At 39.6% G+C, this 13,195-nt stretch carries 14 protein-coding genes; 4 read left to right on the top strand and 10 right to left on the bottom strand.

All coding sequences use genetic code 11. The features are described from left to right. Positions 1–11: 11 nt before the first annotated feature. The 10 genes from HMPREF3108_RS03055 to HMPREF3108_RS03010 form a co-directional block, all read right to left on the bottom strand. On the bottom strand, positions 12–776 hold the full coding sequence (locus tag HMPREF3108_RS03055; RefSeq protein ID WP_048780062.1) for a ribonuclease HII: 765 nt from the start codon (positions 774–776) through the stop codon (positions 12–14). Next, positions 763–1,614, bottom strand: coding sequence for a ribosome biogenesis GTPase YlqF (ylqF, locus tag HMPREF3108_RS03050; protein ID WP_048780065.1), 852 nt, complete (start codon positions 1,612–1,614; stop codon positions 763–765). The genes HMPREF3108_RS03055 and ylqF overlap by 14 nt, the downstream gene beginning before the upstream one ends. Positions 1,615–1,758: 144 nt before the next feature. Continuing rightward, entirely contained in the window at positions 1,759–2,097 is a 339-nt protein-coding gene (locus tag HMPREF3108_RS03045; RefSeq protein WP_008808609.1) for an ATP cone domain-containing protein, read from the bottom strand. 240 nt (positions 2,098–2,337) lie between these two features. After that, entirely contained in the window at positions 2,338–3,273 is a 936-nt protein-coding gene (gene dapA / locus HMPREF3108_RS03040) for a 4-hydroxy-tetrahydrodipicolinate synthase (RefSeq protein WP_045503149.1), read from the bottom strand. A 209-nt stretch (positions 3,274–3,482) separates the two neighbouring features. Further along, on the bottom strand, positions 3,483–4,559 hold the full coding sequence (locus HMPREF3108_RS03035) for an aspartate-semialdehyde dehydrogenase (protein WP_070493263.1): 1,077 nt from the start codon (positions 4,557–4,559) through the stop codon (positions 3,483–3,485). 472 nt (positions 4,560–5,031) lie between these two features. Continuing rightward, positions 5,032–5,691, bottom strand: coding sequence for a DNA alkylation repair protein (locus HMPREF3108_RS03030; RefSeq protein WP_048780069.1), 660 nt, complete (start codon positions 5,689–5,691; stop codon positions 5,032–5,034). 3 nt (positions 5,692–5,694) lie between these two features. Next, the gene (locus HMPREF3108_RS03025; protein ID WP_048780071.1) at positions 5,695–6,303 is read right to left on the bottom strand and encodes a DUF5052 family protein; all 609 of its coding nucleotides are present in this window, start codon (positions 6,301–6,303) and stop codon (positions 5,695–5,697) included. Positions 6,304–6,308: 5 nt separating this feature from the next. After that, the gene (locus HMPREF3108_RS03020) at positions 6,309–6,836 is read right to left on the bottom strand and encodes a GNAT family N-acetyltransferase (RefSeq protein ID WP_048780073.1); all 528 of its coding nucleotides are present in this window, start codon (positions 6,834–6,836) and stop codon (positions 6,309–6,311) included. Between the two features lie 71 nt (positions 6,837–6,907). Continuing rightward, positions 6,908–8,578 (bottom strand): formate--tetrahydrofolate ligase, encoded by a 1,671-nt coding sequence (locus HMPREF3108_RS03015; protein WP_070493260.1) that lies wholly within the window; start codon positions 8,576–8,578, stop codon positions 6,908–6,910. A 182-nt stretch (positions 8,579–8,760) separates the two neighbouring features. Then, entirely contained in the window at positions 8,761–9,285 is a 525-nt protein-coding gene (locus HMPREF3108_RS03010) for a hypothetical protein (protein WP_070493257.1), read from the bottom strand. 151 nt (positions 9,286–9,436) lie between these two features. On the opposite strand from HMPREF3108_RS03010, the gene HMPREF3108_RS03005 reads away from it, so the two are divergent. The 4 genes from HMPREF3108_RS03005 (at position 9,437) to HMPREF3108_RS02990 (ending at position 13,181) form a co-directional block, all read left to right on the top strand. Then, complete coding sequence (locus HMPREF3108_RS03005; protein ID WP_070493254.1) at positions 9,437–10,150, top strand: phosphopantothenate--cysteine ligase; 714 nt, start codon at positions 9,437–9,439, stop codon at positions 10,148–10,150. Next, positions 10,125–10,676 (top strand): phosphopantothenoylcysteine decarboxylase, encoded by a 552-nt coding sequence (coaC, locus tag HMPREF3108_RS03000; RefSeq protein ID WP_070493251.1) that lies wholly within the window; start codon positions 10,125–10,127, stop codon positions 10,674–10,676. Before HMPREF3108_RS03005 ends, coaC begins: the two co-directional genes overlap by 26 nt. Next, positions 10,660–11,223 (top strand): ECF transporter S component, encoded by a 564-nt coding sequence (locus tag HMPREF3108_RS02995; protein ID WP_046165527.1) that lies wholly within the window; start codon positions 10,660–10,662, stop codon positions 11,221–11,223. The genes coaC and HMPREF3108_RS02995 overlap by 17 nt, the downstream gene beginning before the upstream one ends. Before the next feature lie 239 nt (positions 11,224–11,462). Next, positions 11,463–13,181 carry a phospho-sugar mutase gene (locus HMPREF3108_RS02990; protein ID WP_070493248.1) on the top strand — a complete coding sequence of 573 codons (1,719 nt, stop codon included), beginning with the start codon at positions 11,463–11,465 and terminating at the stop codon, positions 13,179–13,181. Positions 13,182–13,195: the final 14 nt, after the last annotated feature.

Raw genomic sequence — 13,195 nt, 5'->3', positions numbered from 1 at the left:
CCTCTTCATAACTAGCCAAGCATAGACTTAACTGGTTCAAATGTCTTTCGGTGAATTGGACTCACTCCATAGTGTTCTAAGCCTTCCAAGTGGCTCTTTGTTCCATAGCCAGCATTCTGCGCAAAGGCATAACCAGGAAATTCTTTATCGTAGTCTGCCATCAGCCGATCTCGAGTGACCTTAGCTACGATACTAGCTGCTGCAATAGATAGTGAATTAGCATCGCCCTTGATGATGGACTCTTGCGGAATCTCAACATCTAATTTCATGGCATCAATCAGCAAATAATCTGGCTTGAGAGGAAGTTTTGACAAAGCCTCTTTCATAGCAAGCTTGGTCGCTTCGTAGATATTGACTTTATCTATGATATCACTATCCATCAGACCAATACCTACTGCCAAGGCCTTATCCATAACTGCTTGATAGATTTCTTGGTGCTTTTTCTTGGGAATCTTCTTACTGTCGTTGAGCCCCTTAATCTTACATCCTGGAGGTAAGATGACAGCTGCAGCGACAACTGGACCAGCTAGAGGACCGCGACCAACTTCATCAATTCCAGCAATAGCTTGGTAGCCAGATTGATAGAGCTCTTTTTCATACCGTAGCATCTGATCCAAACGCAAATCTTCATCTAACTCTGCTTGAATAGCCTTTTTACGCTTTTCAACAGCCTTTTGAACTCCACTACGCTGATCCTTCGCCACCTCTTCTAAAAAAGAATCAGACAATTCAGTCACCAACTCCAAACGCTGCTGAATCTCCTTAATCGTTGCCATCTAATTCTCCAACAATATCCAAGCAGTAACGGCCCAGCTTACCATCACGAACATCTTTGACAAATAAGCTATAAAAACGATCGTAGTCATCACGGAAACCAAGTTTTTGAGTCATATCCATAATTATCTCTGGAGCTTCTTGATTTAGATCTAACTGTTTATAGCGACCTACTAGCTCTTCAGGATAATGCTCCTTAAAATAATTAAGTCCAAAAATCGTCACTTCATCCATAGGTAACAGATTATCCTTAATTGCACCAGTCAGAGCTAACTTGAGAGCAACCGTCTCGTCTTCAAACTTAGGCCAGAGGATACCTGGTGTATCCAAGATTTCCAAATCTTTATTTGACTTGAGCCATTGCTGACCTTTTGTCACACCGGGTTTATTTCCTACAACAGCAATTTTCTTACCAGCCAAGCGATTCATGAGAGTTGATTTTCCAGCATTGGGAATGCCGATTATCATGGTACGCAGAGTTTCTATGCGAATTCCCCTCTCCTTCTGACGAGCTAATTTGTCAGCCATCAGTTTCTTAGCGGCATCTGTCACCTTTTTAACGGCAGACTGTTCTTTAGAATTAAGAGCCAAAGTAGGAATTCCTTGACCTTCAAAATAAGTCTGCCACTCCTTGAGACGGACAGGATCAGCCAAATCCGCTTTATTTAAAACCAAAAGCTTGGGCTTTTCTCCTACAATTTTAGTTAGCATGGGATTTTGACTAGATAAAGGGAGACGGGCATCAACCAAGACAGTCACAAAATCAACAAACTTAATACTTTCTTGGACCTGTCTCCGAGCTTTGGACATATGCCCAGGAAACCATTGAATCGTTGCCATATTTTTTCCTTTCAGCGAATATCTTTCAGAATATTTTCATCTTTAACTATTTTAACATATTTCTAGAATTTAAGAGGGAGAATCCAAAACGGACAACTCAACATCTCCTAAAACAAAGAAAAAAGCCTCTATGGGCTTTAGCATTTATCTAACTTGTTCAAAGTGAAGGTGAACTGCAATATGATCTCCATAACCACTACGCTCTAGATCACGTTGTAAGCGATAAGAAATGTAATGTTCAGCAATAGTAATGTAGCCTGCTCCCAAGAGACGGCTTTCAACCATTGATTGAATCATACTAATAGTTGCTCTCTCTACTTTTGCTTCTTGCAAATCAAGAACAACCTTTTTTGTAACTTGTGCCAAATTTTGCCGTAAATCATCAGTCAAAACATAGACTGTCTGAGCAGCCTTTAAGACAGCTTGATAGATTTTATCCGGATCAAAATCTACAACTTCACCACTGCGCTTAATTACTTGCATAATAAACTCCTTTATTTATCTATTTCTAATATAATGTAAGTCACTGACATGACTTCTGCCAATCTAGTTCTTTACAGCCTGCTCAAAAAGAAAACTCAAAGCTAGACCATACCTTAACATTATATAATTTTTTCCAATATTTTTCAAAGGTAGCTTTCTTTTTTAGACTTTAAAAAGCGAAAAAGAAAGGAAAGCACTTGGCAATCCTTTCTAAAAAATAGTTTGTTTTAATTTCATCAATCAATAATCCGGTCTCAGGACACCTTTAACAGTCTCTTTGGTTGCTTGGTAGTCACCATCAACCACGACCTTAATAATGCGTTTGGCATCTTCTTCAGGTGCAGGCACAAGTGGTAAGCGAGTTGGGCCTGCCGCAAAGCCCAAGTAATTAAGAACAGCCTTGACTGGGGCAGGGCTTGGGTAAGAGAAAAGTGCATTGACTTTGGGAATGAATTTCCGTTGAATAGCTGCTGCTTTTTTGATGTCATTGTGCTCAATTGCGTCCAGCATTTCAAACATTTCATCACCGTTTGTGTGAGAAGCAACAGAGATAACTCCATCAGCCCCCAGATTCATAGCATGAAAGGCATCACCGTCCTCACCAGTATAAATCAGAAACTCCTCTGGACGATGCTCAATCAAATAAGCCATATTAGCAAGACTAGTACACTCTTTAACACCGATAATATTTGGATGTTCTGCCAACCTCAGCATGGTCTCAGGAGTCATCTCAACTACTACCCGTCCAGGTATATTGTAGATAATGATAGGCAGGTTTGAAGCATCCGCAATAGCTTTAAAGTGCTGGTACATGCCTTCCTGTGAAGGTTTATTGTAATAAGGAACAATAGCTAAACCGGCTGCGAAACCACCAAATTCATCTACTTCTTTGACGAATTCGATAGAGTCACGTGTTTCATTGGTACCGACACCCGCTATTAAAGGGACACGGCCTTTAACAACCTTTTGAACAGCCGCAAATAATTCCAATTCTTCATCGTGAGTAAGAGTGGGACTTTCTGCTGTTGTACCCGCCAATAAAATCCCATCCGTGTGGTGAGCCAGAAGATGCTCTATCAAGTCAGGAATAGCTTCAAAATTAATTGATCCATCTTCATGAAAGGGTGTAATGAAAGCAGTGATTATTTTACAATTAAGCAAATCTTTATAAGCCATATGAAAACCTTTCTATATAAGGAAAGGAGGCCTAAAGAATTTCTTCTTAGCCTCTTTTTGTTATAGCAAAACTTGTTTGAGGTTTAATTGACTTAATGAAACTAGTCATTTATCAGTTATCTCATCTAGAATCTGAAAAAACCAGAAACATTAAAATTCAAACTAGCTTTATCCTGTTTTGAAAACTATTAAGTCTTCTAATCAACCTTTTATTTTAGCTCGTAAACAAGCTCTTCAGTCGGACGAACTAAGCCACGCTCATGCAAGCTTTCAGCAATTTGTACTGAATTCCAAGCAGCTCCCTTAAGAAGATTATCAGATACGATCCACATATGAACGCCATTTTCAATATCAAGGTCTTTTCGAATCCGACCAACAAAAGTTTCTTTTCTACCAACTGCGTTGACAGCTTGCGGATAAATTTGATGAGCAACATCATCTTCTAAGACTGTACCCGGAAAGGCTGCAATGGCAGCCTTTATTTCTTCGATAGAGGCAGTTTCTTTAGTTTCAATATAGACAGATTCAGAATGCGCTGACAAGACTGGAATGCGGACGCAGGTAGCAGAAACTTTAACAGAGTCATCTTCTAAAATTTTCTTAGTCTCCTTGGTCATTTTCATTTCTTCATAAGTATAGTCATTGTCCGTGAAAACATCGATTTGTGGCAATGCATTAAACGCAATTGGATAATGCTCCTTGTCCCCACCAGAAGGCAAGATATTAGCAGTCAAATCCTTTGGATCAACACCATCATTTAATACCTGACGCAACTGATCCTGCGTTTCCAAAATTGCACCCATACCAGCACCAGATACAGCCTGATAGGTTGATACAATCACGCGCTCAATTCCCCATTTATCAGCGATTGCTTTCAATGGAAGCATCATTTGGATAGTAGAACAGTTTGGACAAGAAATAATTCCGTTGTGATGGTCCAATGCATGGGCATTAACCTCTGGTACTACTAATGGAGTTTTGCTGTCTTGGCGGAAGTAAGAAGTATTATCAACAACTACTGCCCCAGACTTAACTGCATAAGGAGCATACTTTGCTGAAGTCGAGCCACCAGCAGAAAAAAGAGCAATGTCAACGCCATCAAAAGCAGTTTCAGTAGTTTCTTCAATTACAATATCCTGCCCCTTAAACTTCAAAATTTTTCCTGCTGAACGTGCAGACGCCAAAAAGCGTACTTTATCGATAGGAAGAATTGATTCTTCCAACATTTTAATCATCTGAGCTCCAACGGCTCCAGTAGCACCCACTACAGCAACTGTATATCCCATACAAACTACCTCTGAATTTTCTAAAAATTTTGTATATTCTATAATTATACTATTTTTTAAAAAAATTGTAAATCCAATCTGAGACTATAAAAGGATAAAATTGAATTTTTTTGATCTTAAATATGTTATATATTTTACATAAAATGATTCATCTATATCAACATACACAACAACTCTTACCTTATAAATAAATCTTTATATGGTTACTGCTTTTCCCTCACGAACAAAACTGCATCCATTGCTCTATTACTCAACTGCCTTCTGCGAAGTCATTTCATCAAGAGCAATAAAAAATCCCCAATCCGTAGACTGGGGATTCGAGGCATCTTTCGATGAGAACAGCTGGTTCACACAACTGCTCAAGGTCCGCTCCTGCGTTACAATTAAATGTAGACCTCCTCAGCGCAAAAGGCTCCTAGGAGCCAATCGACTCATCGCATGAACCTAATATACCATGAAGGAACTCAATCTGTCAAGAAGATATATACTTACTTCCCTCTCGAATACTAAGTGCAGCCATTTCTGCCTGATGCCGCTCGATAAAATCTCTGACCCAGTTTGGATTGGTTTTGGAATAATCTCTCAGCGCCCAGCCAATAGCCTTGTTAATAAAGAATTCTGTTTGGCCCAAATTATTTACTAAAATCTTCTCCAAGAGCTCCGTGTCTGTTTCTTCTTTTCGCAATAGCTGATGATCAATAGCCAAGCGACGCAACCAGATATCCTCATCACAACTCCAGGATAAAATAGTAGCTTTGGTTTCTGGAAATCGGGCAATAATGGATCCGACCAAGCGGTCTAGAAAGTCAACTGTATCCCACCAAGATTTTGTTTGGGCCAGCTTTTTCAAACAAGGCAAGTCAGATGGTGTCAATAGTTTCTTGCGAATCTCCAGATAATCTAGTGCGGTGTACTGCAGTTCTCGATAGGGATTATTCCAAGCTTCATTTATAAAATTCCAGTCAATGTCGGAGTCAGTCTGTTGTTTGAAAAAAGCTTTTACGAGCTTCCGTCTGGCTGGAGTTTTGACCCCTAGAAACTCAAATTTATTTTTCATATAGGCTTTCATAGCCACCGCATCATCAGGGTTAGCTACAGCTTTTAACTCTTTTACCAATTCCTCTACATTCATAGCTTACTCCAGCAATTCACGGTCATAAATAGTGTAGTCACAGCGGTAAATCACGAGACGTTTGCCGTCAATCAACAATTCAGAGGTTTTAGGAGCATCGGATTTATCTAGAGAGACACGGTCGCCAGCATAAGCTGCTAGCGGAGTTCCGTTTTGAGAGCGAATCAAAATGACTTTTTTCTTTCCGGTAAAGTCGTTTTTAAAGGCTGAAATCATGCGATTTAAAACGGGAACAGAATGGCTATTCTCCTCAACATCTATTGTCTTTTGATATTGAGCAAAGACATCTTTCAAACCTTTTTCTTCTGCAATCAGGGAAGAGCCCACATGGTCAATCTCATACTTACCCAAGGTGATTTTGAGAACAGAAGAGTCCTCCTTGGAATTTCCTTCCGCATCAACTGAGTCAAACTCCTCGTTACGAGAGATGGATAGAGACTTGCCCGACATTTGGTCAATAAGCTGAGAATTTTCATCATAGGTGCGAACTGTCATCTCTAAACCAATCCATTCCTCCTTGGCATTTTTAAGCCAGTTTTCAATCATCTGACAACCAGATAAGGTAATTAAACCAATGGTTAACAACAAAATAATTAGATATTTCTTTTTCATACTTCCTACTCCTTTTCTTTTAAAAGCTTGATTGGTCTAGCTTCCTTGTCTAAAGACTTTTGTAGCCAAACAATATCGTGCCAACGGTTGAATTTATAGCCAATTTTAGGGAAATGCGCCACCTGCTGATAGCCTCTTTTTCGGTGCAAAGCTAGACTAGCCTCGTTTGGCAGAGAAATACAGGCTAGAAAATGGATATAACCCATCTGCTCTAACATTTCTTCCAAAGCATCATAAAGCTTACTGCCGACTCCTTTCCCTCTAGCATCTTGACTGACATAGACAGATAATTCTACCGCCCAATCATAGGCTGCACGCGCATAATAAGTCGAAGCGTAAGCATAACCTAAGACTACACCGTCTTCTTCCGCCACCAGGTAAGGATATTTTTCCAATGTTTTCTCAATCCTAATTGCAAAATCCTCAATGGTCAGAACTTCATATTCAAAAGTAATGGCTGTATTCTCGACATAAGGCGCATAAATATCTAACAAGGATCTAGCATCTGATGGCTTAGCTAACCTAATCTCCATAATGACTCCATGTTCTCAGTATTTTCATTATTATACCAAAAAAGACTCGTAACGAGTCTTTTAAACCATGATCAAAATAGACCAATCGCTGTACCGTCTGCTGCCACATCCATATTGAGTGCAGCTGGGCGTTTCGGCAATCCTGGCATGGTCATGACATCTCCTGTCAAAGCCACGATAAAGCCTGCCCCAAGTTTTGGTACCAATTCACGAATGGTGATTTCAAAGTTTTCTGGCGCACCCAGAGCAGCTGGATTGTCTGAGAAGCTATACTGCGTTTTGGCCATACAGATTGGCAGTTTGTCCCAGCCGTTTTTGACAATTTCCCGAATCTGAGTCTGCGCTTTTTTCTCAAAGTTCACTTTTGAACCACGATAGATTTCTGTGACAATCTTCTCTATCTTTTCATCAATAGAGAGTTCATTGTCATAAAGTCGAGTGTAACGAGCAGGCTCTTCGTCAATGGTTTTGACTACAGTCTCAGCCAAAGCTACACCACCTTCAGCGCCATCTGCCCAGACGCTAGCAAGCTCAACCGGTACTCCCATTTCTGCACATAGGTCTTTCAGAGTCGCAATTTCAGCTTCCGTATCAGATACAAATTCATTAATAGCAACAACTGCTGGAATACCGAACTTACGGATATTTTCAACGTGACGTTTGAGATTAGCAAAACCTGCACGAACTGCTTCTACATTTTCTTCTGTCAGTGCATCTTTCACAACACCGCCATTCATCTTAAGAGCACGAAGGGTTGCGACAATGACTACTGCATCTGGAGAGGTTGGCAAGTTTGGAGTCTTAATATCTAAGAATTTTTCAGCTCCAAGATCTGCCCCAAATCCTGCTTCAGTCACCGTATAATCAGCCAAGCGCAGCGCAGTGCTAGTCGCCAAAACAGAGTTACAGCCGTGGGCGATATTGGCAAACGGTCCTCCATGAACAAAGGCTGGTGTCCCATAAATAGTCTGAACTAGATTTGGCTTAATCGCATCTTTCAAGACTAATGCCAAGGCTCCTTCTACCTCAAGGTCACGAACATAGACTGGTGAGCGGTCATATCGATAACCGATGACAATTTTTGCCAAGCGCTTTTTCAAATCTTCAATATCCGTAGCTAGACAAAGAATCGCCATAATTTCAGAAGCAACCGTGATATCAAAGCCATCTTCACGCGGAATACCGTTGACTGGACTACCTAAGCCAACAGTAACATGACGAAGAGCTCGGTCATTCAGGTCCACAACACGTTTCCAGATAATACGACGTTGGTCAATTCCCAATACATTTCCTTGGTGCAAGTGGTTATCGATCAAGGCAGACAGGGCATTGTTGGCAGTCGTGATGGCATGCATATCCCCAGTAAAGTGGAGGTTGATATCTTCCATAGGTAAGACCTGCGCATAGCCACCACCAGCTGCTCCTCCTTTGATCCCCATAACAGGGCCCAAAGAAGGTTCGCGGATAGCAATCATCGTTTTCTTGCCAATCTTGTTCAAGGCATCCGCAAGACCAATGGTAATAGTTGATTTCCCTTCACCTGCTGGAGTTGGATTAATCGCTGTTACCAAAATCAGCTTGCCAACAGGATTTTTCTCTACTTCAGAAATCTTATCAAAGCTAAGCTTAGCCTTGTACTTACCATATAGTTCCAAGTCATCATAGTCGATGTCAATTTTTTTCACCACATCCACTATAGGCTGTAATTCAATACTTTGAGCAATTTCGATATCTGTTTTCATCAAATTCTCCTTCATCCATTTAGTATATAGATTATAACAAAAAAAGAGTAGAATCTACACAATTTAACTCTTTTTAAAAAATATTGTTCGTGTTTTGTTTTACGAATACTAGGATTCATCAGATAAAATTATGAAATTTACATGAATCTCTATAGTAACCTAAAAATTAAGTTGTAATAGCTTTAATCAAAAAATCCGCTCAAAAGAATCTCAGGATGGTATTTATTTAAAACATCGTAGATATCATACTGATCTTCATCTAATTTATCAATTGAAATTTCGTAATCAGGACCAGCTTGGGTATAGGGGCAAATATAATGCTTTACACTTCTATGTCCTTCAGAACTATATTCGGAACGTTTCTTATAAAAAATTCTTTGAATATCTTTCCATGGAATGCTAATTAGTTCATCATCAATGCGAAAGACGAACTCATCTATTGTCCCAGCTAGAATTGGTACCTTGCTTTCTTTTTCTTTAAATATATTTTTTATCAGATAGAGTATGATTCCGCCAAAGATCGCTGCTAAGAATATAATCATTAAGGTAGAGTGCGACAAATCATGCTCTATGCCCTTATCAATATCCATGTATATACTTATAAAAGCAACAATTCCAAATCCAAACATGACCAATATAAACATCAAATTTGTGAAATAAAAATTCGAACCAGCGTAATATTCAAACTGATATTTCTCTTTCTCCATACTCTCTCCTTTTTCAATGACATACAATCATTCCTATAGATTATTGATAAGAAACAAGTAACTTCAAGCTGTTTTCAAAATTTTAATTCTCAGTAGCTTTCTGTAAATATAAATATTTTACTAAATTTACTTTTTCTTGTAAAATAAGGCTATGAATATATTGATTACTTCAGGCGGAACAAGCGAAAAAATCGATCGGGTCCGCTCTATTACCAATCATTCAACTGGGCAGTTAGGAAAAATTATAGCTGAAACTTTCCTAAATAAGGGTGACCGAGTGACTTTAGTAACGACTTCCAAGGCTGTCCGTCCTCTACTACATCCCAATCTTACTACAGTAGAAATTGAAAATGTCGCAGAGCTTCATGAAAAGCTGGAGAAACTTGTACACACGCACGATGTACTAATTCATGCTATGGCAGTTTCTGACTACACTCCAGTTTATATGACAGGCTTTGATGAAGTTTTAGCTAGCTCTGACCTTACAGAATTACTGAATAAGTCTAACTCAGAAAGCAAGATTTCTTCTCAGGATGATGTCCAGGTACTTTTCCTTAAAAAAACACCAAAAATCATCTCCTTAGTAAAACAATGGAATCCCGACATTCGCTTGATTGGATTCAAACTCTTGGTTGATGTTTCTAAGGAAAAGTTACTTGAGACTGCGCGAGCCAGTCTCCAAAAAAACAAAGCAGATATTATTGTTGCCAATGATTTAAATAAAATTACTGAGAAAGGGCATGAAGCTTATCTAGTTGAAAAAGATAGGGTGACGAAAGCACATTCCAAGCTTGAGATTGCTCAACTCCTCTACCAATATATCCACAGGGAGGCAAAACATGATTCAGATTACTCTAGCAGTTAGTGGTAGCATATCAGCCTACAAGGCAGCAGATATTACTAGTCGCCTAAAGAAAGAGAACTTTGATGTGGCTGTCCTCATGACTCAAGCTGCGACAGAATTTATCACACCTCTAACTCTGCAAGTCTTATCTCAAAGGTTGGTTGGTCTCGACATCATACAAGAGCCTGATCCTAGCAAGGTCAACCACATTAACATTGCCAAGGAGACTGATCTCTTTTTACTAGCTCCTGCAACGGCAAATACGATTGCTAAATTAGCAAATGGTCTAGCAGATAATATGGTAACAGCTACTGCTCTGGCCTTACCGACTCATACTAAGAAAGTTTTAGCACCAGCTATGAACACAAAAATGTATGAAAATCCTATAACACAACAAAACATAGACCGGCTTAAACTAACTGGCTGGAAGACTATTGAACCGCGTGAAGCGATTTTAGCCTGTGGCGATCAAGGAAAAGGCGCTCTGGCTGAGATTGATACAATTATAGATACTGTAAAGGAACTTATTTATGAAAAAACAATCTAAGATTGCACAAATTGCTATTTTCTTTGCCATTATGTTGGTACTACATCTGCTTAGCTCAGTGATTTTCAACCTTCTGCCAGTACCAATTAAACCAACGATTATTCATATACCTATTATTATCGCTAGTATCCTTTACGGTCCTCAGGTTGGAATGGTCTTAGGTTTCCTTATGGGATGTATTAGTGTGATTACTAACACCATAGTGCTTATTCCTAGTAGCTATCTTTTTAGCCCTTTTGTACCAAACGGAAATCTACATTCGCTTATGATCGCTATGGTGCCCCGCATTTTAATCGGTCTCACTCCTTATCTTGTCTACAAAGTCCTACATAACAAACTTGGTTTAGCTATAGCTGGAGCAGTTGGTTCTGCTACTAATACCATCTTTGTCTTGGGCGGAATCTTCTTTCTATTTTCAAATGTCTATCAAGGAAGTATCCAAGCTATGCTTGCTGTTGTTTTATCCGCAAATTCAATTGCAGAGTTACTTATTTCGGTAGTCTTGACAACAACTATCGTCCCTGCACTTGAAAAAGCTAAGCAATAATCTTCTAATCAATAATCTTGTAAGGGCAGTTATCTATCTGTCCTTTTTCTAATTTCTCTATATGATTTATTTGAAATTCTTGAAAAAATTTTTTTCAAAAGTATTTCATCATTTTCTATATCTGACCTTTCAAAATAAGTGAAAATATGCTACAATGAAAGCGATTAGATATATTCAAGAGTGGGATGATTTATCATGATTTTCCTCTCTTCATTTTTTAAACAAAGGAGACTGCATCTATGACTTATCAAGATAACTTCCAAAAATGGCTTGATTTTGCTGATTTACCAGACTATCTTCGCCAAGACTTAAACAATATGGACGAAAAAACAAAGGAAGATGCCTTCTATACCAATCTTGAATTTGGTACTGCAGGTATGCGTGGATTGATCGGCGCTGGTACAAACCGTATCAATATCTATGTTGTTCGTCAAGCAACTGAAGGTTTGGCTCGTTTGATTGAGTCAAAAGGTGGAAACGAAAAAGAGCGCGGTGTGGCAATTGCCTACGATAGTCGTCACTTCTCTCCAGAATTTGCCTTTGAATCTGCTGCAGTTCTTGCAAAACATGGAATCAAATCTTACGTATTTGAAAGCCTTCGTCCAACTCCAGAACTGTCATTCGCTGTTCGTCACCTCAACTGTTTCGCAGGTATCATGATTACTGCTAGCCACAACCCTGCACCATTTAACGGTTACAAGGTTTACGGTGAAGACGGTGGGCAAATGCCTCCACACGATGCGGACGCTTTGACTACATACATTCGTGCTATCGAAAATCCATTCGCTGTAGAAGTTGCTGATGTCGAAGCTGAAAAAGCTTCTGGTTTGATTGAAGTCATTGGCGAAGCTGTTGATGCAGAATACCTTAAAGAAGTCAAAGATGTAAACATCAACCCAGCCTTGATTGAAGAATTCGGTAAAGACATGAAGATTGTATACACACCACTTCATGGTACTGGTGAAATGTTAGCCCGTCGTGCCCTTGCCCAAGCAGGATTTGACTCTGTTCAAGTTGTTGAAGCGCAAGCAACTGCTGACCCAGACTTCTCAACTGTAAAATCTCCAAACCCAGAAAACCAAGCAGCCTTTGCCCTTGCTGAAGAACTTGGTCGTCAAGTTGGTGCAGATGTTCTTGTGGCAACTGACCCTGACGCTGACCGTGTTGGTGTTGAAGTTCTTCAAAAAGATGGTAGCTACCTTAACCTTTCAGGCAACCAAATCGGTGCTATCATGGCTAAATACATCTTGGAAGCCCACAAAAATGCTGGAACTCTTCCTGATAATGCTGCTCTCTGCAAATCCATCGTATCAACTGACTTGGTAACGAAGATTGCTGAAAGCTACGGCGCAACCATGTTCAACGTCTTGACTGGTTTCAAATTTATCGCTGAAAAAATTCAAGAATTTGAAGAAAAACACAATCACACTTACATGATGGGATTTGAAGAAAGCTTCGGTTACTTGATCAAACCATTCGTACGTGATAAAGACGCGATCCAAGCAGTTCTTGTCGTTGCTGAACTTGCTGCCTACTACCGTTCACGTGGTTTGACCCTTGCTGACGGTATCGAAGAAATCTACAAAGAGTACGGCTACTACGCTGAAAAGACTATCTCTGTGACTCTTTCAGGTGTAGACGGGGCTGAGCAAATCAAAGCGATTATGGCTAAGTTCCGTAACAATGCTCCAAAAGAATGGAACACAACAGCTATCACTGTCGTAGAAGACTTCAAAGCTCAAACTGCTACTGCTGCTGACGGTACTGTTACAAACTTGACAACTCCTCCAAGCGATGTTTTGAAATATACACTTGCAGATGGTTCATGGATTGCAGTTCGCCCTTCTGGAACTGAACCTAAAATCAAGTTCTACATTGCAGTGGTTGGTGAAAGCAACGAAGATTCACAAGCTAAGATTGCAAACATCGAAGCGGAAATCAATGCTTTTGTAAAATAAGCAAGATAAAAGAT

Origin of the sequence: Streptococcus sp. HMSC10A01, assembly GCF_001807785.1 — a bacterium.
Classification (GTDB): domain Bacteria; phylum Bacillota; class Bacilli; order Lactobacillales; family Streptococcaceae; genus Streptococcus; species Streptococcus gordonii.
This window is presented reverse-complemented; position numbering and strand designations above follow the sequence as displayed.